Annotated in this window: 17 protein-coding genes; 4 read left to right on the top strand and 13 right to left on the bottom strand. The window is 70.1% G+C overall.

What is annotated here, in order from left to right:
- Positions 1-186: 186 nt before the first annotated feature.
- Entirely contained in the window at positions 187-1,119 is a 933-nt protein-coding gene (locus KY572_RS45735; RefSeq protein ID WP_224250115.1) for a hypothetical protein, read from the bottom strand.
- Between the two features lie 361 nt (positions 1,120-1,480).
- On the opposite strand from KY572_RS45735, the gene KY572_RS45730 reads away from it, so the two are divergent.
- A complete protein-coding gene (locus KY572_RS45730) occupies positions 1,481-3,706 on the top strand; it encodes an RCC1-like domain-containing protein (protein ID WP_224250114.1) in 2,226 nt (741 codons plus the stop codon).
- Positions 3,707-3,755: 49 nt separating this feature from the next.
- Here the strand turns inward: KY572_RS45730 and KY572_RS45725 are convergent, their stop codons facing one another.
- On the bottom strand, positions 3,756-4,220 hold the full coding sequence (locus KY572_RS45725) for a GNAT family N-acetyltransferase (protein WP_224250113.1): 465 nt from the start codon (positions 4,218-4,220) through the stop codon (positions 3,756-3,758).
- Positions 4,221-4,418: 198 nt separating this feature from the next.
- On the opposite strand from KY572_RS45725, the gene KY572_RS45720 reads away from it, so the two are divergent.
- From KY572_RS45720 to KY572_RS45710, 3 genes are read left to right on the top strand one after another with little or no spacing between them, the layout of a single operon-like run.
- Positions 4,419-5,081: an Isoquinoline 1-oxidoreductase subunit gene (locus tag KY572_RS45720; RefSeq protein ID WP_224250112.1), complete on the top strand. Its 663-nt coding sequence runs from the start codon at positions 4,419-4,421 to the stop codon at positions 5,079-5,081.
- Complete coding sequence (locus KY572_RS45715) at positions 5,078-5,542, top strand: (2Fe-2S)-binding protein (RefSeq protein WP_317987991.1); 465 nt, start codon at positions 5,078-5,080, stop codon at positions 5,540-5,542. The genes KY572_RS45720 and KY572_RS45715 overlap by 4 nt, the downstream gene beginning before the upstream one ends.
- A 7-nt stretch (positions 5,543-5,549) precedes the next feature.
- Positions 5,550-7,856, top strand: a complete 2,307-nt coding sequence (locus KY572_RS45710) for a xanthine dehydrogenase family protein molybdopterin-binding subunit (protein WP_224250110.1) — start codon at positions 5,550-5,552, stop codon at positions 7,854-7,856.
- A gap of 186 nt (positions 7,857-8,042) precedes the next feature.
- On the opposite strand, the gene KY572_RS45705 is transcribed toward KY572_RS45710, so the two are convergent.
- The 11 genes from KY572_RS45705 to KY572_RS45655 all read right to left on the bottom strand — a co-directional run bounded on the left by KY572_RS45705 (position 8,043) and on the right by KY572_RS45655 (position 21,469).
- Positions 8,043-9,755: a carbohydrate-binding protein gene (locus KY572_RS45705; RefSeq protein WP_224250109.1), complete on the bottom strand. Its 1,713-nt coding sequence runs from the start codon at positions 9,753-9,755 to the stop codon at positions 8,043-8,045.
- 193 nt (positions 9,756-9,948) lie between these two features.
- On the bottom strand, positions 9,949-11,043 hold the full coding sequence (locus KY572_RS45700) for a sulfate/molybdate ABC transporter ATP-binding protein (protein ID WP_224250108.1): 1,095 nt from the start codon (positions 11,041-11,043) through the stop codon (positions 9,949-9,951).
- A complete protein-coding gene (cysW, locus tag KY572_RS45695) occupies positions 11,040-11,888 on the bottom strand; it encodes a sulfate ABC transporter permease subunit CysW (protein WP_224250107.1) in 849 nt (282 codons plus the stop codon). Before cysW ends, KY572_RS45700 begins: the two co-directional genes overlap by 4 nt.
- Before the next feature lie 5 nt (positions 11,889-11,893).
- Entirely contained in the window at positions 11,894-12,733 is an 840-nt protein-coding gene (gene cysT / locus KY572_RS45690; RefSeq protein ID WP_224250106.1) for a sulfate ABC transporter permease subunit CysT, read from the bottom strand.
- A gap of 14 nt (positions 12,734-12,747) precedes the next feature.
- Complete coding sequence (locus KY572_RS45685) at positions 12,748-13,815, bottom strand: sulfate ABC transporter substrate-binding protein (protein ID WP_407660125.1); 1,068 nt, start codon at positions 13,813-13,815, stop codon at positions 12,748-12,750.
- Positions 13,816-13,818: 3 nt separating this feature from the next.
- Complete coding sequence (gene cysI, locus KY572_RS45680; protein ID WP_224250105.1) at positions 13,819-15,507, bottom strand: assimilatory sulfite reductase (NADPH) hemoprotein subunit; 1,689 nt, start codon at positions 15,505-15,507, stop codon at positions 13,819-13,821.
- A gap of 12 nt (positions 15,508-15,519) precedes the next feature.
- Positions 15,520-17,373 carry an assimilatory sulfite reductase (NADPH) flavoprotein subunit gene (locus KY572_RS45675; RefSeq protein ID WP_224250104.1) on the bottom strand — a complete coding sequence of 618 codons (1,854 nt, stop codon included), beginning with the start codon at positions 17,371-17,373 and terminating at the stop codon, positions 15,520-15,522.
- On the bottom strand, positions 17,370-19,112 hold the full coding sequence (locus tag KY572_RS45670) for a GTP-binding protein (protein WP_224250103.1): 1,743 nt from the start codon (positions 19,110-19,112) through the stop codon (positions 17,370-17,372). Before KY572_RS45670 ends, KY572_RS45675 begins: the two co-directional genes overlap by 4 nt.
- Positions 19,112-20,029 (bottom strand): sulfate adenylyltransferase subunit CysD, encoded by a 918-nt coding sequence (gene cysD / locus KY572_RS45665; RefSeq protein ID WP_224250102.1) that lies wholly within the window; start codon positions 20,027-20,029, stop codon positions 19,112-19,114. Before cysD ends, KY572_RS45670 begins: the two co-directional genes overlap by 1 nt.
- On the bottom strand, positions 20,022-20,819 hold the full coding sequence (gene cobA, locus KY572_RS45660) for a uroporphyrinogen-III C-methyltransferase (protein ID WP_224250101.1): 798 nt from the start codon (positions 20,817-20,819) through the stop codon (positions 20,022-20,024). Before cobA ends, cysD begins: the two co-directional genes overlap by 8 nt.
- Entirely contained in the window at positions 20,816-21,469 is a 654-nt protein-coding gene (locus tag KY572_RS45655) for a precorrin-2 dehydrogenase/sirohydrochlorin ferrochelatase family protein (protein WP_224250100.1), read from the bottom strand. The genes cobA and KY572_RS45655 overlap by 4 nt, the downstream gene beginning before the upstream one ends.
- Positions 21,470-21,472: the final 3 nt, after the last annotated feature.

The raw sequence follows: 21,472 nt of genomic DNA, 5'->3' as shown, positions 1-21,472 counted from the left end.
AACCACGCCCTACCTTCCAAGTCGATCCCCTTGTCACCTACCTCCTACGTTACCCTACAGCTTATTTCGACAGGCTCCTTGTCATACCAGTTGGGGACCGGTTCGCTCCCAGGGGGTCTCCCTGGTCAGTCCGTTCCCCTGGGGCAGGCGCCGCTCTCTTGTGTGCAGGAGCTTCTTCGGACCTGCTTAGTTGCCCGTGGCCTGTCCCCAGACCTCGGTCACGCGGCCGACGTGGTCGAACTGGCAGTGGGCCGCGTTGGGCACGATCGTCTCTTCGACGGGGAAGAAACGCGCGCCGAAGAAGGAGACGCTGCCCTGGATGTCGGCGAGGTACGGGTCCAGATCGCCGTACGTGTAGACGAGCTTCGTCGGCCCACGCAGCGCGGGCTGGGTGCTGTCCCAGTCGAGCTTGCCCGACCACGACGCCTCGCCGCCGCAGCCGAGGGCGTAGACGCCACGGTACTGGTGGCCGTACTTCGGCAGGAAGCTCGCCGTGAGGAAGACCGCGCCGCCCGAGGAGCCTCCGAAGAGGATGGGCTCATCGAGCAGATCCCAGCCCCCGCGCAGGGCGTTGAGCACCTGCACGAATACCTCGGCGTTCAGGCCCTCGAGGTCCCTCGCCTCGGGGCCCGAGTCGTCGACGCAGGTGGTGATTGTCGGCTTGGTCCACCACGCGCACTTGTTGGGCGCTCGCGCCGAGACGTAGAGCGTGCGGTGGGTGAAGGTCCATGGTGCCTGGATGCGCGGGGCGGTGTTGTTATCGTGCGTGCGCGCTCCGTCACCGTGCAGGTAGATGGCCAGCCGCAGCGGCTGGCCGGGCGTGGTGTCCTGAGGCTCGATGATCTTGAGCTGGGAGCCGGCGACGGTCGTGACACAGTAGGTGTACGTCGTGGTGGCGTTGGCCACCGTGCCCGTGCTCTCGCAGGGCACCTTGCCCGAGCCGTGGGAGCTGGTCGGGGTGGTTCCTCCATCCGTCCCCGCGTCCGGCAGTCCGCCATCGGGCAGTCCGCCATCGGGCAGCTCGCCCGCATCAGGCATGTCGGTGGGGGGCGGCTTGGGATCCTCGGAACAGGCGGAGGCACACAGGACGAGGAGGGCTGTCCACAGGAAGCGGCGCATGACTTTCTCGGATGTGGGACAAGGGGAGAAGGGAGGGACGCGCACGCCCGCTCCGCGCCGCGGAGTATGTCCCAACCCTCGGTAGAGCGTCGAGCCTGGCTCCCGCTCGCCTCCGGCGCCCGCGCATTTGCGTCACCTCGGGCACAAAAAATGTCACTTCGCTCCGATGCGCGGGGCGCCAGGCATGGAATCTCGCGGACCTCCGCGATCAGGCGCAGGTGGCACACCGGGTGCTCTGTGACTCGATGCCACGGATGAGGGCAGCTCCCCGAAGGCCAACGTCTCGGGGTCATCCGTGGCTGTGCAGTCCTCTCTCTACCCACGAGGTCCCATGACAGCGACACCCAGGTATGCAACGCGGATGAAATGGACGACGGGCGTACTCGCCGTCCTGCTCTGGAGTGTGAATGCCGGCGCCGAGTCTCCCCGCGAGCCCGAGGCGCCCACGGAGAGCGCCTCGCAGGACAGCCAGCGGCGCAGGTCGACCCGTCGTGTGCTGGCAGGTAATGGAGGCTACTCGCTGGCGGTAGCGGAGGACGGCTCCCTGTGGCAGTGGGGGAGCAGCGCGGGCGAGGATTTCGAGGTGTGGGCCGAGCGTAAGGTCGTGAGTCCCACGCCTGAGCGTGTGCAGGGGATGAAGAAGGCCGTCTCCGTCTCCATGTCCGGCTGCGTCGCGCTGTTCCACTCGCTGGCCTTGAGCGAGGACGGCACGGTGCAATCCTGGGGCGGCAACCTGTGGGGCCAGCTGGGAGATGGGACGACTCTGCCGCGGACGGGGAGGGTGACGGTGGCGAGTCTGACGGGGGCGGTGTCCGTGGCAGCAGGGTGCGCGCACTCGGTCGCGGCGCGCGCGGATGGGACGGTGTGGACGTGGGGCTCGAACTACGCGGGACAGCTCGGTGATGGGACGACGGTCGATCGGACGCTCCCGGTCCAGGTCCAGGGACTGACGGGAGTCGTCGCGGTGACCGCGGGCTTGTTCCACTCGATGGCGTTGCGCTCGGACGGGACGGTCTGGGCCTGGGGCGAGGGCTTGCTGGGCCAGCTGGGCGATGGGACGCAGGACACGCGGCTCCAGCCCATCCAGGTGCCGGGACTGACGGGAGTGGTGGCCATCGAGTCGCGTGGGGAGACTTCGTATGCCCTGCGCGCGGATGGCTCGGTCTGGGCCTGGGGGCAGAACTCCCTGGGCCAGGTCGGTACGGCGCTGGAGAGTGACAGGGTGTTCGCGCCGGTGCAGGTGCCCGGGCTGACGGGCATGGTCTCCCTGGCGGCGGGACCGAACCATGTGCTGGCGCTGCGCGCGGACGGGACGGTGTGGACGTGGGGCCTCACGAGTGGCGGGCTGCTCGGGGACGGGACGCTGGACCGGGGAACCGCTCCCCGGCAGGTGCCGGAACTGCGCGGCGTGGTGGCGGTGGGCGCGGGCATGAACCACTCGATGGCGCTGCGGCGGGATGGTTCCTTGATGGCGTGGGGCACCAACGCCGAGGGAGAGGTCGGCACCGGCACGGATCGTCGGATGTCGCCCACACCGGTGGTGGGGTTGAGGGACGTGCGTGCGGCGGCGGCTGGGCAGGCACACCTGGTGGCCGTCCGGGCGGACGGCTCGGTGTGGACGTGGGGGGCGGATCCGCTCGGAGGAAGTCACCAGCCTGCGCCGGTGCGAGTGCAGGGCCTGCAAGGCGCAGTGAAGAGCGCTGCCGGTGACCAGCACTCGCTGGTGTTGCGCGCGGACGGGACGGTCTGGGCCTGGGGGCAGAACGGGCGCGGCCAGCTGGGCGATGGAACGGCGCAGGACCGGGCTACCCCAGGGGGTGTGGTGGGGTTGTCGAATGCGGTGGCCGTGGCCGCGGGTAGCGCCCACTCGCTGGCGTTGCGTGCGGACGGGACGGTGTGGGCCTGGGGGGCCAACAGCTATGGGCAGCTGGGGGATGTGTCGACCCAGGTGCGCTCCACGCCGGTGCAGGTGCAGGGGCTCGAAGGGGTGGTGGCCATTCATGCCAGCGGGGGCCTCTCGGTGGCCCTGCGCAGTGACGGCAGCGTATGGCGCTGGGGCGGCCACTCCAGCGCCTGGGACGGGCAGCCGCGCGCCCCGGCCCGGGTGGAGGGGCTGGCGAACGTCACGGCGGTGGCCTTGAGGTCCACGGACCTCGTGGCCCTGCTTGCCGATGGCACCGTGTGGCAGTGGACCCTCCGCCTCCCGGGACAGGAGACGCCGCCTCAGCAAGTGGTGGGCTTCTCGGACGCGGTGGGCGTGGCTCGGAGCAGGAACACCGTCCAGGTGCTCCGCGTGGACGGAACGGTCTGGAACGTGGGCAGCAACCTCCATGGCGAGCGTGGCTTCATGTCGGAGCTGGCCGTTCCTCCCGGGGGCTCGCAGGTGCCCGGGTTGACGGGGGTGGCGTCCCTCGCCGCCAGTGGGCTTCATGTCCACGCGCTGCGGACGGATGGCAGTCTGGTGGGCTGGGGCAACAACTGGTCCGGTGTCCTTGGAGCTGGAGTGTCGCCCTACCACCTGGTGCCCACGCGCGTGCCACTGCCCTGCCGCCTGATTGGCGGGGGCTGGTGCCACGCGGATCGCTGAGCGCGCGGCGCCGAGGGCCGTGCCCGGCAGTTGTGCATGGCCCTCGGGCTCAGCGGAGCATGTCGATGTGGGGTATCCCGTCCTCGTCGTACACGTCGCTGATGGTTCGGAAGCCGAACCCCTCGTAGAACCGCCGCAGGTAGTGCTGGGCGCCGATACGGACGGGCGCTCCCGGGAAGCTCGTGTCGATGAAGGCCAGGGCCTTCTCCACCAGGAGCTTGCCGTATCCGTAGCGGCGCATGCCGGGGGCGGTGACCACTCGGCCCAAGCTGGCCTCCGGGTACTTCAAGCCCGGAGGCAGCACGCGGAGATAGGCCGCGAGGACGGGCTCCTGTCCACCGGGGACGGTGCCGAGCAGGTGATGGCTGCCGCGGTCATATCCGTCCGCGTCCTGGTAGATGGACGTCTGCTCCACCACGAAGACCTGCTGGCGCAGCGCGAGCAGCCGGTAGAGCTCCTCGAGCGTCAGCTCCTCGAACCGTTTCCATTGCCAGTGCAGCCTGGGATTTTCCACGCGAGCGCTCGTAGCCCGGCGTGCGTGTCACGGTCCAGTCCCGGCGGCGTGGTTCTTCCTGAACAGCCGCGAGCCCCGCGGCGGCGCGAGGGCCATTGGGCGTTGACTTGGGGAACCCGGCTCGTAATCTCCTCCGCCACACCTTCTCGGGACGGCAAACCACGGATGTCGAAAACGAACCGGTGGTCCTTCTCTCGGATGAGACCGTCGCTTCTCCTCGGGACGTCAGTCGTCGTCCTGGTGGCGGCGGTGAGCTGCAGTCGGCGTCCGTCCGAGCCGATCGGGCGTCTCTCCGATGTTCTCTCCCCCGTCGCTCCGAACGAGCTCCGCTCGCCGGAGGCGTTCGCGGTCATCGCGGACCCCTCCGAGCGCTCGAAGGCGCTCTTCCTGGAGGCCAGCCGGGTGCTGCTCCACCCGCGGTGCGCGAACTGCCACCCGGACGGTGACTCGCCGTATCAGGGCGCTGGCGCCGACTGGAAGCCGCACTATCCGCCCGTGACGCGCGGCCCGCAGGACAAGGGCGTCGTCGGCATGGAGTGCACCAGCTGCCACCAGGATCGGAACGTGGAGCTGGCGCGGGTGCCCGGCGCGCCCAACTGGCACCTGGCCCCCCGGGAGATGGCCTGGGTGGGGCGCACGCCGCGCGCGGTGTGCGAGCAGATGAAGGACAAGTCCCGCAACGGCGGCAAGACGCTGGCGCAGATCGTCGAGCACAACGCGCACGACGAGCTGGTGGGCTGGGGCTGGAGGCCGGGCGCGGGGCGTGAGCCGGCTCCTGGGACGCAGGAACGCTTCGGGGCGATTGTCGCCGCATGGGTGGAGACGGGCGCGGAGTGCCCGAGCGAGGAGGCACGGCCGTGAGCATTCGAGTTCGCATCAATGGCGTCGAGCAGGAGCTCGATGTCGATCCGGAAATGCCGCTGCTCTGGGCGCTGCGCGATGTGCTGGGCCTGACGGGCACGAAGTACGGCTGCGGCCAGGCGCTGTGCGGTGCGTGCACCGTGCACGTGGATGGCAGCGTGGTGCGCGCGTGCGTGACGCCCATCCGCCGCGCGGAGGGTAAGTCGGTGACGACCATCGAGGGGCTGTCGCCGGACGGCAACCACCCGCTGCAGCGCGCCTGGGTGGACATGGGCGTGCCGCAGTGTGGCTTCTGCCAGGTGGGGCAGATCATGACGGCGGCGGCGCTGCTGAAGAACAAGCCCCAGCCCACGGATGCCGAGATCGATCAGTCCCTGGCGGGCAACCTGTGCCGTTGCGGCACGTACACGCGCATCCGCGCGGCCGTGAAGAAGGCCGCCGGGCTGCCCGAGGGGGGATGAGGACGCGATGAGCGACAGGCCCATGTTGATCGCCCGGCGGTCCTTCCTCGCGGGGCTGAACCTCTCCGTCGGGGGTCTGGCCCTCGGCTTCTTCTCGACTGACAGCGAGGCGCAGAAGGCGACGAACGAGCCCTCCGGCAGCGCCTCGCCCAAGCCGAAGACGAGCTCTCCGGAAGTGGAGAAGTCCGCCCCCGGCCTCAACCCGAACGTCTTCGTGCACGTGGCCCCCGACGGGCTGGTGACGATCGTCTGTCACCGCTCCGAGATGGGGCAGGGCATCCGCAGCTCGCTGCCCGTGCTCATCGCCGATGAGATCGGCGCGGACATGGCGCGGGTGAAGATCGTCCAGGCCGATGGCGACAAGGCCTACGGAGACCAGAACACGGACGGCTCCAACAGCGTGCGTGGCATCTACGAGGACATGCGCCGCGTGGGCGCCACGGTGCGCACGATGCTGGTGGCCGCCGCGGCGAAGCGGTGGAAGGTGTCTCCGGACGACTGCGTGGCGGCCGACCACGTGGTGACGCACAAGGGGAGCCAGCGCAAGCTCGCCTTCGGAGAGCTGGCGCTCGAGGCGGGCAAGCTGCCGGTGCCCAAGCCCACGGACGTCAAGCTGCGGCCGAAGTCCGAGCTGCGCCGGGTGGGACAGGCGCTGCCGCTGCTGGACGGTCCGGCCTACGTCACGGGCAAGGCGGTGTTTGGCGCCGACGTGAAGCTGCCCGGCATGCTCACGGCGGTCATCGCTCGTCCGCCGGTGGTGGGCGGCCGCGTGACGAAGTATGACGCCAACCGCGCGCTGGCCATCCCGGGCGTGAAGAAGGTCATCGAGCTCCCGGTGCCGAAGAAGCCCTACGTCTTCCAGCCCTGGGGCGGCGTCGCGGTGCTCGCGGAGAACACGTGGGCGGCCATGAAGGGCCGGGCCGAGCTGGAGATCACCTGGGAGAATGGCGAGAACGCCGTCTATGACTCCGAGCAGTACAAGCAGACGCTGATCGCGTCCATCCAGGCGCCGGGGACTCCGGTCCGCAACGTGGGTGACGTCGACAGCGCCCTGGCCAAGGCCGCGCGCGTCATCGAGGCCGATTACCACATCCCCCACCTGCCGCACGTGCCCATGGAGCCGCCGGTCGCGGTGGCCCGCTTCGAGAACGGCGCCTGCGAGGTGTGGGCCCCCACGCAGAACCCGCAGGCGGCGCGCACGGAGGCGGCGCGTGTGCTGGGGCTCGGCGAGGACAAGGTCCAGGTCCACGTCACGTTCCTGGGAGGCGGCTTCGGGCGCAAGTCCAAGGCGGACTTCGTCTCGGAGGCGGCGTGGCTGGCCAGGGAGGTGGGCGTGCCGGTGCGCGTGCAGTGGACGCGCGAGGACGACGTCCAGCACGACTTCTACCACTCCGTGAGCGCGCAGCGGCTGAGCGCGGGTCTCGACGCCCAGGGCAAGGTCGTCGCCTGGCGGCATCGTACGGCGTTCCCATCGATCGGAACGCTCTTCGGCGCGCCGGGTAAGCCCGGGGCGGGAGATCTGCAGCAGGGCGTGCTGGATCTCGCGCTCTCGGTGCCCAACGTCCGCGCGGAGGCCTGCGATGCGACCGCCTATACGCGCATCGGCTGGCTGCGGTCCGTGTACAACATCTTCCACGCGTTCTCGGTGAACTCGTTCATCGACGAGCTCGCCCACGCCCGGGCGGAGGATCCTCGCGACGTGCGGCTGGAGCTGATCGGGCCGCCGCGAGTGGCGACGCTGAAGGAGCTCGGCATCGAGAAGCTGCCGAACTACGGCATGTCCGTGGAGCAGCACCCGGTGGACGCCGGGCGCCTGCGCCGCGTGGTCGAGCGCGTCACGGAGCTGTCGCGCTGGAGCGACCGGAAGAAGGACGGCCGGGCCCTGGGGCTCGCGGCGCACCGGAGCTTCCTCTCGTACGTGGCGGTGGTGGCGTCGGTGGTGCGCAACAAGAGCGGGAAGATCTCGGTGGACGAGGCCTGGGTCGTGGTGGATGCCGGCACGGTCATCAACCCGGATCGCGTCCGCTCCCAGATGGAGGGCTCGGTCGTCTTCGGGATGAGCATCGCCTTCCACGGCGCCATCACGATGAAGGGCGGCGTGACGCAGCAGTCGAACTTCCGCGACTTCAAGCTGGTGCGCATCGGCGATGCGCCGCGGAAGATCCACGTCGACATCATCCAGAGCGACGGGCCGCCGGGAGGCATCGGCGAGCCGGGGGTGCCGCCCGTGGCTCCGGCCATCGCGAACGCCATCTTCGCGCTCACCGGGAAGCGCTACCGCGAGCTCCCTCTCAGCCGGGAGCTCCACGTCTGAGCTGATTCGCACCCTCGGCCTGCGGTCCGGGTGGCGCCGTACGGGCTCGGGCAGAGCAGCTCACGGACCCACAGCCCGGGAACACAGGTCGCGGGTCCCTCGCTGCGGGGCGGGTCCCCCCGTCGCTGACGGGTCCGCCCGCCCCGGCGTCCCGCTCTCCCTGGGACCACTCCTTGGATGCGCGGATCAGGGCGCGGGGTCCAGCAGGCCGACCCCTCGCTGGGCCCACTCGCTGCCGCGCTCCGTGCGGAAGTCATCGACCGGCAGAGGCAGGAGCTCCCAGAGGGCTGGATTCTCCGGCGGCACCTTGTTGGTGTTGGTGGAGCGCGCCCGGTAGAGCTGCCCGTCGTGCATCACCAGCGCGCCCGCCGGGTACGTCACCTCCGGAGTGTTCGGGGCCAGGGTGGCGCGGTCCGTCCACATCTCGAGCTGTCGCGTGGTGGTTCCCGCGGGCAGCCCTGTGTTGACGAACTGCAGCACCGGGACGGTGCCGTTCACGTTGCCGGTCGCGGTTACCACTCCCGCGCTGCCACTCCCTCCGTTGAGCCCCTGGACGAGCTTGCGCGGGCCCTCCCACCGGTTGTCCTTCAACGTGACGGGAGAGGTGATCGTGCCCGCGAGCCTGAAGACGACACCCGGATCCGTCGCGGTCGGGTAGACGCTCGAGTAGCCGAAGTCGAGCCCGCGGAACGCGTTGCGCTCCCAGAGGTAGCTGGAGCCCGCACCGGACGTGCCGCCAAAGTAGAGCCCCAGGCTCAGCGTGTCCGCGAAGTAGTTGTCGGTGAACCGCACGTTCAGCGGCGCGTCCCCTGCCTCCGGGCCGGCGAAGAAGTTCAGCAGCGCGCCCGCCCCGCCCAGGAAGACGTTGTGGTGGAAGCGGATGTCCCCGCCCCGCACCTGCGCCTGCGAGTTGTTGTCCTGGTAGGTCTGGAAGGCCGCACGCCAGTCGATCGCGCCGAAGGCGAAGACGTTGTGGTGGATCTCCGCGCCCTCTCCCAGGTTCTGCACCTGGAGCGCCTCGGTGCCGGTGCGCACGAACCGGTTGTTGTAGACCTTCAGCTGGGCCCCAAGCGGCGTCGGCGGGGCCTGCGTCGAGCCGACGTAGATGCCCTCGCTGGCCGTGTCGTGGATGTAGAGATCGTGCAGCTTGATGCCCTCGAGCGGCGGCACCGTTCCTCCACTGCCAGCCCGGTTGATGCGCAGCGCCGCGAAGCCCGAGCGGGTGATCTCCACGAACTCCACTTCGAAGTGGCTGGCATCGCCGATCCCCAGGCCCATGTGCCCGCCGTTCAGGAATATGTCATCGCTCAGGAAGCCATAGCGGTTGCGCGACGTCGCGTAGGCGCCGCACCGGTGGCCCGGGAAGTCCTCGTGGCCAGTGCCCGAGACAGGATCGTACCGGCCCGTGAGGACCCAGTTCCTGCCGCCCCCCATCGACCAGATGTAGCCCTGCGTGCTTCCCGCCCGAGGCCGGATCAGCACCTGCCCGCCCTTGTTGGTGATGATCAGCGGCCGGTCCGCCGTGCGCGTCGGCAGGTTGCCCAGGTTGATGAGCGTGTAGTTCCCCGCCTGGACGTAGAGCCGATCCAGCGTGCTCCAGTCCACCGAGGGGAAGCGCGCCTGCACGTCCGGGATGTAGAGCTCGCCGCCGCTGTTCGGCGCAGGCAGCGTGAACGTGTTCGTCGGCGCCCCGAAGCGCCCGAAGGCCTCGCAGGGAGGCACTCCGCCATCCGTGCCTCCATCTCCGGGGCCCGTGTGGAGGCCCCCATCTGGCCCATCCTGTCCACCCGCGTCCGCGCCGGTGCCTCCGTCCGGTGTCTCCTCTTCCTCGGGAGACGAGGTGCAACCCACGAAGCCGGTGGCGAGGACCATCAAGGCGATGAACAGGTGTCTGCGCATGCATGCACTCCTGGAGAACCGAGGCCAAGGGAGCGTGCGGAAGAGCAACTTCCGCGCCTCCATAGTGCGTGCATGGTTTTCAGGAATCCCAGCGCCTTGGAGATATCGCCCGAGGAGGGCGGGTGTCGCACCGCAGAGGGCGCACCCCCCCACTGTGAGGGGCGCAGTCACCAGGGGCTGAGGCGAACAGCGCTCAGATGGAGAAGTCTCCCACGAAGACGCGGGCGGTGCGCACGTCCGCGTGCACGGAGTCTCCCTCCACCACGCCGAGCTGATCGAACTCGTTGCGTGGCACCTCCACCGTCACGGTGTCTCCCGTGGGCAGCTTGAGCAGGACCTTCACGTGTCCGCCCACGGGCTTGAGCCGCTCCACACGGCCCGTGGAGACCCCATTGGCTCCGTGGGTGCCGTTGACGCCATTCACGGTGTTGCCGTGCGGCTTCTTCGCCAGCTTGATGTCGTGCGGCCGGACGAACGCGCGCACGGCCTGGCCCTCTTGCGCGCTCTCGGGCGCGGCGACGATGAGCGAGCCCAGCTCGGCCCGGCCCTCGCGGACGTGGCCCTTCAGGATGCTCGTGCCGCCGACGAAGGAGGCGACGAACGGCGTGGCGGGCCGGTCGTAGATGTCCGCGGGCGAGCCGGCCTGGGCCACGCGGCCTTCCTCCATGACGACCACGTGCTGGGAGATCTCCAGCGCCTCTTCCTGGTCGTGCGTCACCAGCAGCGTCGTCACACCGGTCTGTACGTGGAGCTCATGCAGCCACTCGCGCAGCTCCACGCGGACGCGCGTGTCCAGCGCTCCGAAGGGCTCGTCCAGCAGGAGCAGCTTCGGACGGATGGCCAGGGCTCGCGCGAACGCCACGCGCTGCCGCTGTCCGCCCGAGAGCTGGCCCGGGTAGCGCTGCCCCAGCTCCTCGAGCTGCACCAGCTTGAGCATCTCGTCCACGCGCGCCTCGGACTCCGCGCGCGGGAGCCGACGGACGCTCAGCCCGAAGGCGATGTTCTCCCGCACCGTCATGTGCTTGAAGAGCGCGTAGCTCTGGAACACCACGCCGATGCCGCGCTTCTGCACGGGCAGGCTCGTGCAGTCCACCCCGTCGATCTGGATGCTGCCTTCGTCCGGGAACTCCAGCCCGGCAATGAGCCGCAGGAGCGTGGACTTGCCGGCGCCCGACGGGCCCAGCAGCGTGGTGATGGCGCCCGCTGGCGCCCGGAAGGACACGTCCGAGACAGCCGGAGTGCCCCCGGTGGTGAAGCGCTTGGTCAGTCTCTCGACGATGACGCTCATGAGGCTTCCGCCTTCCATTCCACGTACTTCTTCAAGACCAGGGTGACGAGCGCGAGCACCGTCAGCAGCGAGGCCGCGGCGAAGGCGCCGACGAAGTCGTACTCGTTGTAGAGAATCTCCGCGTGGAGCGGCAGCGTGGTGGTCACGCCGCGGATGTGCCCGGACACCACCGACACGGCGCCGAACTCGCCCATCGCTCGCGCGTTACAGAGGATGACGCCGTAGAGCACGCCCCACTTCACCTTCGGCAGCGTCACGCGCAGGAACGTGGTCCAGCCGCTCGCGCCCAGCGTGAGGGCCGCCTCCTCCTCGTCGCTGCCCTGGGCCTGCATCACCGGCAGCACCTCGCGCGCCACGAAGGGGAACGTGATGAAGAGCGTGGCCAGCACGATGCCGGGCACGGAGAAGATGATGTGGATGTCATGCTCGGCCAGCCACGGCCCCAGCCACCCCTGCCGCCCGAAGAGCAGCACGAAGATGAGGCCCGCGATCACCGGCGAGACGCTGAAGGGCAGGTCGATCAGCGTGAGGAGCAGGTCCCTCCCGCGGAACTTGAACCGGGCGATGAGCCACGCGGCGGCCAGGCCGAAGACGAGGTTGATGGGGACGGCGATCACCGCCGCCAGCAGCGTCAGCCGGATGGCGGCCCAGGCCTCTGGCGTCGCCAGGGCGCTCAGGTACTCACCCACGCCCTTCTGGAAGGCGAAGGTGAAGACCGCCACCAGCGGGACGAACAGGAACAGCCCCATGAACAGCAGGGCGCCACCGATCAGCAGCCAGCGCAGCGGCGCGGAGCTGGCCTGGACATGGGCCCTGCGTTGGAGTTGGAGCGAGGGGGCATGCATGGGAGCTATCCGGGCCGGACTTCGAACCGGCGCTGGGTCCAGCGCTGGAGCAGGTTGATGGCCAGCAGCAGCGCGAACGAGGCGGTGAGCATCACGACCGCGATGGCCGTGGCACCCGCGTAGTCGTACTGCTCCAGCCGCGTGACGATGAGCAGCGGAGCGATCTCCGTACGCATGGGCATGTTGCCGGAGATGAAGACGACGGAGCCGTACTCACCGATGGCTCGCGCGAGTGCCAGGGTGAAGCCGCTCAGCAGCGCCGGCAGGACGGCGGGGAAGATGACGCGCGTGAAGGTCTGCCAGGGCGTCGCCCCGAGCGTGGCGGCCGCCTCCTCCACGTCCGCGTCGATGTCCTCGAGCACCGGCTGCACGGTACGCACCACGAAGGGCAGCCCGATGAAGGTGAGCGCCACCACCACACCCAGGGAGGTGAAGGCCACCTGGATGCCAGCGGCCTCGAGGTAGTGCCCATACCAGCCGTTGCGCGAGTACAGGCTGGTGAGCGTCAGCCCCGCGACCGCCGTGGGCAGGGCGAACGGCAGGTCCACCAGGGCATCCACCAGGCTCTTGCCGGGGAAGCGGTAGCGTACCAGCACCCAGGCCACGAGCAGACCGAACACGGCGTTGAGCAGCGCGGCCACCGCCGCGGCTCCGAAGGTGAGCCGGTACGCGGCCAGGGCTCGCGGCGAGGCCACGGCCTCCCAGAAGTGCGCCCACGTCAGGGTGAACGTCTTCAGGAACAGGCCGGACAGCGGCAGGAGCACGAGCAGGCCCAGGTAGAGCCAGCTCATGCCCAGCGACAGTCCGAAGCCGGGGAGGATGCGGCGGCGAGCGCGGGAGGCCATGGCGGGGCTGCGGCTCACTGCGCCTTGGGAGCGTAGATGAGATCGAACACGCCGCCGTCGTCGAAGTGCGCCTTCTGCGCCTTCTTCCAGCCGCCGAGCACCTCATCGATGGTGAAGAGGCTCACGGTGGGGAAGTGGCTGGCGTACTTCGCGGCGATGGCCTGCGAGCGCGGGCGGTAGTGGTGCTTCGCGGCCAGTTCCTGGCCCGCGTCCGAGTAGAGGTACTGGAGGTAGGCCTCCGCGACCGCCCGGGTCCCCCGCCGATCGACGTTCTTGTCCACGATGGTGACGGGCGGCTCGGCGAGGATGGTGTCGGACGGGACGATGATCTCGAACTTGTCCTTGCCCACCTCGTCGGTGAGCAGGAGCGCCTCGTTCTCCCAGGCGATGAGCACGTCCCCGAGGCCGCGCTCGGCGAAGGTGGTGGTGGAGCCTCGCGCGCCCGAGTCCAGCACCGGGACGTTGCGGTAGAGGCTGGAGACGAACTCGCGGGCCTTGGCCTCGTCACCGCCGGCCTTGCGCAGGGCGTGGCCCCAGGCCGCCAGGTAGTTCCACCGCGCTCCGCCCGAGGTCTTCGGGTTGGGAGTGATGACGGCGAGGCCCGGCTGGATGAGATCCTCCCAGTCGCGGATGTTCTTGGGGTTGCCCTTGCGCACCACGAAGACGATGGCGGAGGTGTACGGCGAGCTGTTGTTCGGCAGCCGCGTCTGCCAGTTCTCCGGGATCAGGCTCCCCTTGTCGTGGAGCATGTCCACGTCATAGGCGAGCGCCAGCGTGACGATGTCCGCATCCAGCCCGTCGATGACGGCGCGCGCCTGCTTCCCCGAGCCGCCGTGGGACTGTTTGATGGACACCTTCGTGCCGTGCGTCGCCTCCCAGTGCTTCGCGAAGGCGGCGTTGAACTCCTCGTAGAGCTCCCGCGTCGGGTCGTAGGAGACGTTGAGCAGGGTAAGGGGCTCGCCCGCCGCGTTGCTGGGCTTCGAGCACGCGCTCAGCGCCAGCAGCAGGCCGGGCAGGAGGATCAGCAGGGAGGAGCTCAGCAGCCAGGAGAGGGAGCGGCGCTCATGAGCAATGGGGGACATAGGTCAGCTCGGAAGAGAAGGAGGAGGGGAGGAGACGTGGCCCGCGCGCACCGTGAAGTCGCCGAAGCCCTCACCGGGCTGGCGCTCCCGCGCGTAGGCGGCGAACAGCGGCTCGAGCGCCCCGAGGACGCCGGCCTCGTCGATGTTCTCGCGATAAAGGCGGTTGAGGCGCTGGCCACGCACATCTCCGCCCAGGAACAGGTTGTAGCGGCCTGGAGCCTTTCCCACGAGGGCGATCTCGGCCAGGTAGGGGCGCGCACAACCGTTGGGACATCCCGTGATGCGCAGGAGGAGCTTCTCCTTCTCCAGGCCATGCACCGCCAGGCGCTCCTCGATCCGGCTGACGATCGTGGGCAGGTAGCGCTCGGCCTCGGCCATGGCCAGGCCGCACGTGGGCAGCGCCACGCAGGCGAGCGCGTTGAGCAGCAGCGGGCTCGAGCGGAGGAAGCCATCCAGGCCATGGGCCGCCACGAGCGCTTCGATCTCCGCGCGAGACTCGGGCGGGATGCCCGCGATGACGAGGTTCTGGTTCGGCGTGAGCCGGAAGTCGCCCTTGTGCACCCGGGCGATCTCCCGCAGCCCCGTGAGCAGCTTCGCGCCGGGCAGGTCCGCCACCCGGCCGCTCTCCAGGCGCAGCGTCAGGTGCCAGCGCCCGTCATGGCCCTGCTTCCACCCGAACAGGTCGCCGTTGTGCTCGAAGGTGAAGGGACGCGCGGGCTGCAGGGAGAAGCCGAGCCGCTTCTCCAACTCGGACACGAACCAGGCGATGCCTCGATCCTCGATGGTGTACTTCAGCCGCGCGTGCTTGCGGTTGGTCCGGTCCCCGAAGTCCCGCTGGACCTTCACCACGTTCTCCGCGACCACGAGCATCTGCTCGGGCGGAACGAAGCCGATGACGTCCGCCAGGCGCGGGAAGGTGGCGGCGTCGCCGTGGGTGGCGCCCATGCCGCCGCCGACGACGACGTTGAAGCCGAGCAGCCGGTCCTCCTCGTAGATGGCGATGAAGCCCAGGTCCTGCGAGAAGACGTCCACGTCGTTGATGGGCGGCACCGCGATAGCGGCCTTGAACTTCCGGGGCAGGTAGGTGGAGCCGAGGATGGGCTCCTCGTCGCCGCCGGCCACCTTCTCCTTGTCCAGCCAGATCTCGTAGTAGGCCTGCGTCTTCGGCAGCAGGTGCTCGGACAGGCGCACCGCCCAGCGGTACACCTCCTCGTGCACGCGCGAGTCCACCGGGTTCGGGTTGCACACCACGTTGCGGTTGACGTCTCCGCAGGCGGCCAGCGTGTCCATCAGCGCCGCGTTCATTCCCGCGATGGTGGGCTTGAGGTCCGTCTTGATGACGCCATGGAGTTGGAAGGCCTGGCGCGTGGTGATGCGCAGCGTGCCGTTCGCATACCGCTTCGAGAGCGCGTCCAGCGCGAGCCACTGGGCCGGCGTGCAGACGCCTCCAGGCAGGCGGGTGCGGATCATGAAGTCGTAGGCCGGCTCGAGCTTCTGCTGCCGGCGCTCCTCGCGCAGATCCCGATCATCCTGCTGGTAGCTGCCGTGGAACTTGATGAGCTGGGTGTCGGGCGCGGCCAGTCCGCCGCTCACCGGGTCGGCCAGGCTCTCGGCGAGCGTCCCGCGCAGGAAGTTGCTCTTCGCCTTGATGTGCTCGGTCTCGGAGAGCGCCGGGGGCTTGTTCGTGCTCATGTCTCTGCTCGCTCAGTAGATGTCGCGCTGGTACCGCTGCTCGTCTCGCAGGGTGTCGAGCCAGGCCGCCGCGTCCTCGCGGCTCCGGCCCCCTTGGGTGGAGATGATGTCCAGGAGCGCCGCGTGGACGTCTGGCGCCATCCGCTGGGCCTCGCCGCACACGTAGAGGTGGGCGCCGCCCTCCAGCCACGCGTAGACGTCCTTGCCCGCCTCGCGCAGGCGCTGCTGCACGTAGATCTTCTCCGCCTGGTCGCGGGAGAAGGCCAGCGAGATGCGGTGCAGTTCGCCCTTCTTCAAGGCCTCCTGCCACTCCGTCTGGTAGAGGAACTGCGAGCGGAAGTGCTGCTCGCCGAAGAAGAGCCAGTTGCGGCCGCGTCCGCCCACCTCGGCGCGCTCCTGCACGAAGGCGCGGAAGGGCGCCACGCCGGTCCCCGGGCCGATCATGATGATGTCCCGGTCCGGATCCGCGGGCAGGCGGAACCGATCGTTGGACTCGATGAAGACGGGCACCCGGTCCTGTCCGTCCGCCCGGGTGGCCAGGAAGGTCGACGCCGCTCCGCGGTGCCGCGTCCCGAAGGCCTCGTAGTCCACCACCGCCACGGTGAGGTGCGCCTCCGCGCCGACCCGCTTCTGGCTGGACGCGATCGAGTACATCCGGGGCGTCAGCCGCCGCAGCGTGCGGACCAGCTCCTCCGCCGTCCACGGCGCCGTCCAGGAGCGGAGCAGATCGATGACCTGGTGGCTCTTGAGGAGCGCGCGGAACGTCTCGGCGCCCTCCGGAGTCAGCATGCGCTGGAGCTCCGTGCTGCCAGCGAGCGCGGCATGTCGCTCCAGGAACGGGCGGCTCAGCCGGGTGAGCTCCAGCTCCTGCTCCAGCCACTGCTGCAGGGGCTGGGTGCGCCCATCACGGGAGACCTCCGCGCCGCCGTCGAGCGAGAGCACCGACAGGAACTCGCCGACCAGCTCGGGCGGGTTGCGAGGCCACACGCCCAGCGAGTCTCCGGGCTCGTAGCTCAGCCCTGAGTCGCCCAGCGACACCTCCAGGTGCCGCACGTCCTTGAGGGCACCACGGCCGGTGATGCGCTGGTTGGCGAGGAGCTCCGCCGAGTACGGAGCGTCACGCCCGAACCGGGGCGCCGGAGCGGGCGCGGGGCCGCGCAGCGGGGTGACCACGGCGGTGGTCCGGGCCTCGAGTGTCTCGCTCGCGCGGCCCACGGCCTGGTCGAGCCAGCCCTTCGCCACGGGCTCGAAGTCCACGTCGCAGTCGGCGCGATCCAGCAGGCGGGTGGCCCCGAGCTCCGCGAGACGCGCATCGAGCTTGCGGCTGATCTCGCAGTACTTGGGGTAGCTCGTGTCCCCAAGCCCCAGCACCGAGAAGCGGAGCTGCTCGAGCTTCGGGGCCCGCTTGCCGAGGATGAACTCGACGAAGCCGCGCGCGTCGTCCGGCGGATCTCCGTCTCCCTGGGTGCTGATGACGACGTAGAGCAGGCGCTCCTTCTGCAGCTCCCGGACCGGGTACTCCCCCGCCCGGTAGAAGCGCACCGAGAGGCCCGCGGCTTCCGCCTGGTGCTTGAGGCGCTCGGCCAGCAGCTTGCTGTTCCCCGTCTGGGTTCCATAGACGATGGTCAGCCACTGCTCGGGGGCGGCCTGGGGCACGGGGGCCGCCGTGAGCTCCTGAGGGCCACGCTGCGCGGCCAGCCCCGCGAGATAGCCGCTCAGCCAGTTCAGCGTCTCGGGCGCGAGCCCCTCCACCACCCGCTGGAGGAGCGCGCTCCGCTCCTCACCCAGCAGCGCGGTCACGAACGGCGTGACGGAGGGCGCCTGCCCGGAGGGTCGCGCCGGCCCCTTGGCGGGAAGCGAGCTCATGAGTCCTTCTCCTGCGCGGCCTGGACCTGACGCACCCAGCCGTCGAGCTCGGCCGAGGGCTCCAGCTCCACGCCGCCAAGCCCGGCATCCCGGAGCTGATCTCTCAGCGCGCGCCGGGCCTGCGGCGCCACGGTGTGGAGCAGGGCGATGAGTCCCGTCTCCGCCAGCGTCAGCGCCACCTCCGTGTCACCTCGGACGACCGTGACGTGCCGGCCCTGGTCGAACAGGCGACGCTCCAGCTGGAACGCCCGCTCCTCGGCCTCCGGCGCCTCCGGCAGGAGGACGACTCCACCGCGCTGGCCCAGCCGCTCGCGGCGCTCCCGGGCGGTGACGAGCGAGCCCGTCGGGGCGCCACTCTCCGACTCCGCGGCGCCGAGGATCATCCCCGCCGCCACGGTGTCGTGGGTGAGCGCGTCGATGACGATGAACGCCCCGGTGGTCCGGTTGTCCTGGTAGGGGTCGCACAGCAGGGGGCGCTTGCAGACGAGCCGCACCTTGCCGATGTCATTGAGCGACAGCGTCTCGGCGGGAACCTCGGTGAGGTTCTCGAGGTCCTTGCGCCAGAGGATCTTCTCCAGCGTCGCCGGGACGGTGCGCGAGGTGTGCTTCACCAGGTAGCGGCGAGCGCCATCCAGGGGCTGCTCGCCGAACCACACCAGCATCGCGTCGAGGCGCTGGAGCGCCCTGGGCGGCTGGGCGATGTGGGCAATCACGTCCCCGCGGCTGACGTCGACCTCGTCGGCCAGGCGCAGCGTCACGGAGAAGGGCGCGCTGCCCTCCTGGAGCGAGCCCTCGAAGGTGTCGATGGCCGCCACCCGGGTCCTCCGCTGCGAGGGTAGCACCATCACCTCATCCCCCACGCGCACGGTGCCCGAGGCGATCTGCCCGGCGAACCCGCGGTAGTCCAGGTGCGGGCGCAGCACGTACTGGACGGGGAAGCGGAACGGGGCCTCGTCCTGCCGGCGCTGGTGGGGCAGGGACTCCAGCCAGCCCAGCAGCGTGCCGCCCTCATGCCAGGGCGTACGGGCGCTCGCGCGGGTGATGTTGTCCCCCTTGCTCGCGCTGACGGGGAACAGGCGCACCTGCGTGAACCCCAGCGTCCGGGCGAACTCGGCCAGCTCCGCGCCGATTCGCTCGAAGATGACCCGGTCGAAGTCCACCAGGTCCATCTTGTTCACCGCGACGGCCAGGTACGGGATGCCCAGCAGCGAGGCGATGTACGCATGCCGCCGCGTCTGCGGCAGCACGCCCAGCCGCGCGTCCACCAGGATGACCGCCGCGTCCGCCGTGGAGGCGCCCGTGGCCATGTTGCGCGTGTACTGGATGTGTCCCGGCGTGTCCGCGACGATGACCTTGCGGCGCGGCGTGGAGAAGTACCGGTACGCCACGTCGATGGTGATGCCCTGCTCGCGCTCGGCGCGCAGGCCGTCGGTGAAGAGCGAGAAGTCGATCTCCTCCTCGCGTGGCAGCTCCGCGCTGGCCGCGGCCTGGAGCCCTCGGGCCAGCAGCTCCGACGTGTGGGTGGCGCCCTCGTTGGCCGCAGCGCGCTTCGCGGTGGCGCGGCGGACCGCGGAGATCTGATCCTCGAACAGCCCGTCGCACTCGTAGAGCAGACGGCCGATCAGCGTGGACTTCCCATCGTCCACCGAGCCCACCACCACCAGCCGCAGCAGCTCCTTGCGGGCGTGCTCGGCCAGGAACTCCTGGATGTCTCGCGTGGGTTGGAGTGCGGTATCCATTAGAAGTAGCCCTCGCGCTTCTTGAGCTCCATGGAGCCCTCTTCGTCGTGATCGATGAGCCGGCCCTGCCGCTCGGACTGGCGGGCGTTGACCATCTCGTCGATGACGGCCTCGACCGTGGTGGCGGACGACTCGATGGCGCCGCTCAGCGGGTAGCAGCCCAGCGTCCGGAACCGCACCCGCTTCATCACCGGGTGCTCGCCCGGCTTCAGGCGCATCCGCTCATCGTCCACCATGATGAGGTTGCCGCTGCGCTCCACCACGGGGCGCTCGGCGGCGAAGTACAGGGGCACCACGGGGATGCGCTCCTCGAGGATGTAGTGCCACACGTCCAGCTCGGTCCAGTTGGAGAGCGGGAAGACGCGCATGCTCTCGCCTGTGTCGATGCGGCCGTTGTAGAGGTTCCACAGCTCGGGCCGCTGCCGGCGCGGCTCCCACTGCCCGTGGCGATCCCGGAACGAGAACACCCGCTCCTTGGCGCGGGACTTCTCCTCGTCCCGCCGCGCCCCGCCGAACGCCGCGTCGAAGCCGTGCATCGCCAGCGCCTCGAGCAGCGCCTGCGTCTTCACGGCGTGCGTGTACTTCTGGCTGCCGTGATCGAACGGGTTCATGCCCTCGGCCAGCGCCTTGCGGTTCTGGTGCACCAGCAGCCGGAAGCCGTGCTGCGCGGTAAAGCGATCCCGGAAGGCGTACATGTCCCGGAACTTCCACGTGGTGTCCACGTGGAGCAGCGGGAAGGGCAGGGGCGCCGGGTGGAAGGCCTTGCGCGCCAGGTGCAGCAGCACCTGCGAGTCCTTCCCGATGCTGTAGAGCATCACCGGGTTGGCGAACTCCGCCACCGTCTCGCGGAGGATGTGGATGCTCTCCGCCTCCAGCACCGAGAGGTGGGACAGACGCGAGAACGAGGACTCACTCATGACCGGCCTCCGCGACGCGCGGCGGAGCGAGCTCCGCCGCCCCGGCCTGGGCGGCCAGGGAGTGCAGCCGCGAGCGCAGCGAGACCACCGCGCCCACGACGAGGAGCGTGGGAGAGCCGAGCTCGGCCTCTCGCACGCGCGAGGCGATGTCCGCCAGCGTCCCCTCCACCACGCGCTGGTGCTCCCAGGTGCCCGCCTCCACGGCGGCGGCGAGCGTGGCGGGCGACTGCCCGGCGGAGAGCAGCGCGCGAGTGGCCTCCTCCAACCGCCGGCCCGCCATGAAGAGGACCAGGGTCTCCGCCCGGGCCAGGTGCTCCCAGTCCGGCGTGTCCTCCACGAGGTGCCCGGTGGCGAACGTCACCGAGCCCGACAGGCCCCGGTGGGTGATGGGGATGGCCGCCGCCGCGGGCACCGCCGCGATGCTGGAGACACCCGGCACCACCTCATAGGCAACGCCGGCCTCCTCGAGCGCGAGCGCCTCCTCGCCTCCGCGGCCGAAGACGAACGGGTCTCCGCCCTTGAGCCGCACCACCGCGCGGCCCAGCCGGGCCTGGCTGATGAGCAGCGTGTGGATGTCCTCCTGGCGCACCGAGTCCCCGCCACCCTCCTTGCCCACGTAGATGAGGCGAGCATGCGGACGCGCGTGCTCCAGCACTCCCGGGTGGATGAGGCGGTCGTGCACCACGGTGTCCGCGCTCGCGAGCAGCCTCGCGGCTCGCAGCGTCAGCAGGCTCGGATCTCCCGGCCCCGCTCCCACCAGGTACACACATCCCTTCGTACGGCTGCTCATGGTCTCTGCTCTCCCAACGCTTCCAGCTCCGCGCGGAGCCGGGCCCAGGCCGCCCGGCGCTGGCCTCTCGCCAGCTGTCCGCCAATGTCGTCCTCCACCAGCAGCCGCAGCAGCCGGCCGCGAGCCGGGCCCCGAGGCAGGCGCTCTCGGAGCCACCCGCTGAGCCGGGCCAGCTGCACGTGGTGGAGGGAGATCTGCTCCACCAGCCGCTGCCGCAGCGCTCTCGCCAGCGCGGGGGCCTGGCCGCTGGTGGAGACGGCCACGGTGATGGCGCCGCGTCGGCCCACCGACGGCAGCGTGAAGTCGCACAGGTCCGGCTCGTCCGCCGCGTTCAGCCAGATGCCCAGCGCCCGGGCCTCCTCCGCCACGGCCTCGCTCACCCGCCGATCATCCGTGGCGACGAAGACGAGCGCCTGGCCGTCCAGGTCTCCCCGGGCATAGGGGCGCTCCAGCAGCTCCAGCCGTCCCTCGGTGGCGAGGCGCCGCAGCGTCTCGGTGGCCTGGGGCGCGATCATCCGCAGCCGCGCCCCGGTCTCCAGGAGCTGGAGGGCGCGGCCCTCGGCGATGTTCCCAGCGCCGATGAGCAGCACCCGCTTGCCGCGCAGGCGCAGGCACACGGGAAAGTCGGTGGCGGTGTCAGGCGAGGCCATGGC

It is taken from the genome of Hyalangium gracile, assembly GCF_020103725.1.
Lineage (GTDB): Bacteria > Myxococcota > Myxococcia > Myxococcales > Myxococcaceae > Hyalangium > Hyalangium gracile.
This window is presented reverse-complemented; position numbering and strand designations above follow the sequence as displayed.

Coding starts and splice junctions, on each gene's coding strand:
- KY572_RS45735 (WP_224250115.1), bottom strand. CDS start 1,119: ATGCGCCGCTTCCTGTGGACAGCCCTCCTCGTCCTGTGTGCCTCCGCC.
- KY572_RS45685 (WP_407660125.1), bottom strand. CDS start 13,815: ATGTCCCCCATTGCTCATGAGCGCCGCTCCCTCTCCTGGCTGCTGAGC.
- KY572_RS45730 (WP_224250114.1), top strand. CDS start 1,481: ATGAAATGGACGACGGGCGTACTCGCCGTCCTGCTCTGGAGTGTGAAT.
- cysT (WP_224250106.1), bottom strand. CDS start 12,733: ATGGCCTCCCGCGCTCGCCGCCGCATCCTCCCCGGCTTCGGACTGTCG.
- KY572_RS45670 (WP_224250103.1), bottom strand. CDS start 19,112: ATGGATACCGCACTCCAACCCACGCGAGACATCCAGGAGTTCCTGGCC.
- KY572_RS45700 (WP_224250108.1), bottom strand. CDS start 11,043: ATGAGCGTCATCGTCGAGAGACTGACCAAGCGCTTCACCACCGGGGGC.
- cysI (WP_224250105.1), bottom strand. CDS start 15,507: ATGAGCACGAACAAGCCCCCGGCGCTCTCCGAGACCGAGCACATCAAG.
- cysD (WP_224250102.1), bottom strand. CDS start 20,029: ATGAGTGAGTCCTCGTTCTCGCGTCTGTCCCACCTCTCGGTGCTGGAG.
- cysW (WP_224250107.1), bottom strand. CDS start 11,888: ATGCATGCCCCCTCGCTCCAACTCCAACGCAGGGCCCATGTCCAGGCC.
- KY572_RS45720 (WP_224250112.1), top strand. CDS start 4,419: ATGAGACCGTCGCTTCTCCTCGGGACGTCAGTCGTCGTCCTGGTGGCG.
- KY572_RS45710 (WP_224250110.1), top strand. CDS start 5,550: ATGAGCGACAGGCCCATGTTGATCGCCCGGCGGTCCTTCCTCGCGGGG.
- KY572_RS45655 (WP_224250100.1), bottom strand. CDS start 21,469: ATGGCCTCGCCTGACACCGCCACCGACTTTCCCGTGTGCCTGCGCCTG.
- KY572_RS45675 (WP_224250104.1), bottom strand. CDS start 17,373: ATGAGCTCGCTTCCCGCCAAGGGGCCGGCGCGACCCTCCGGGCAGGCG.
- KY572_RS45705 (WP_224250109.1), bottom strand. CDS start 9,755: ATGCGCAGACACCTGTTCATCGCCTTGATGGTCCTCGCCACCGGCTTC.
- cobA (WP_224250101.1), bottom strand. CDS start 20,819: ATGAGCAGCCGTACGAAGGGATGTGTGTACCTGGTGGGAGCGGGGCCG.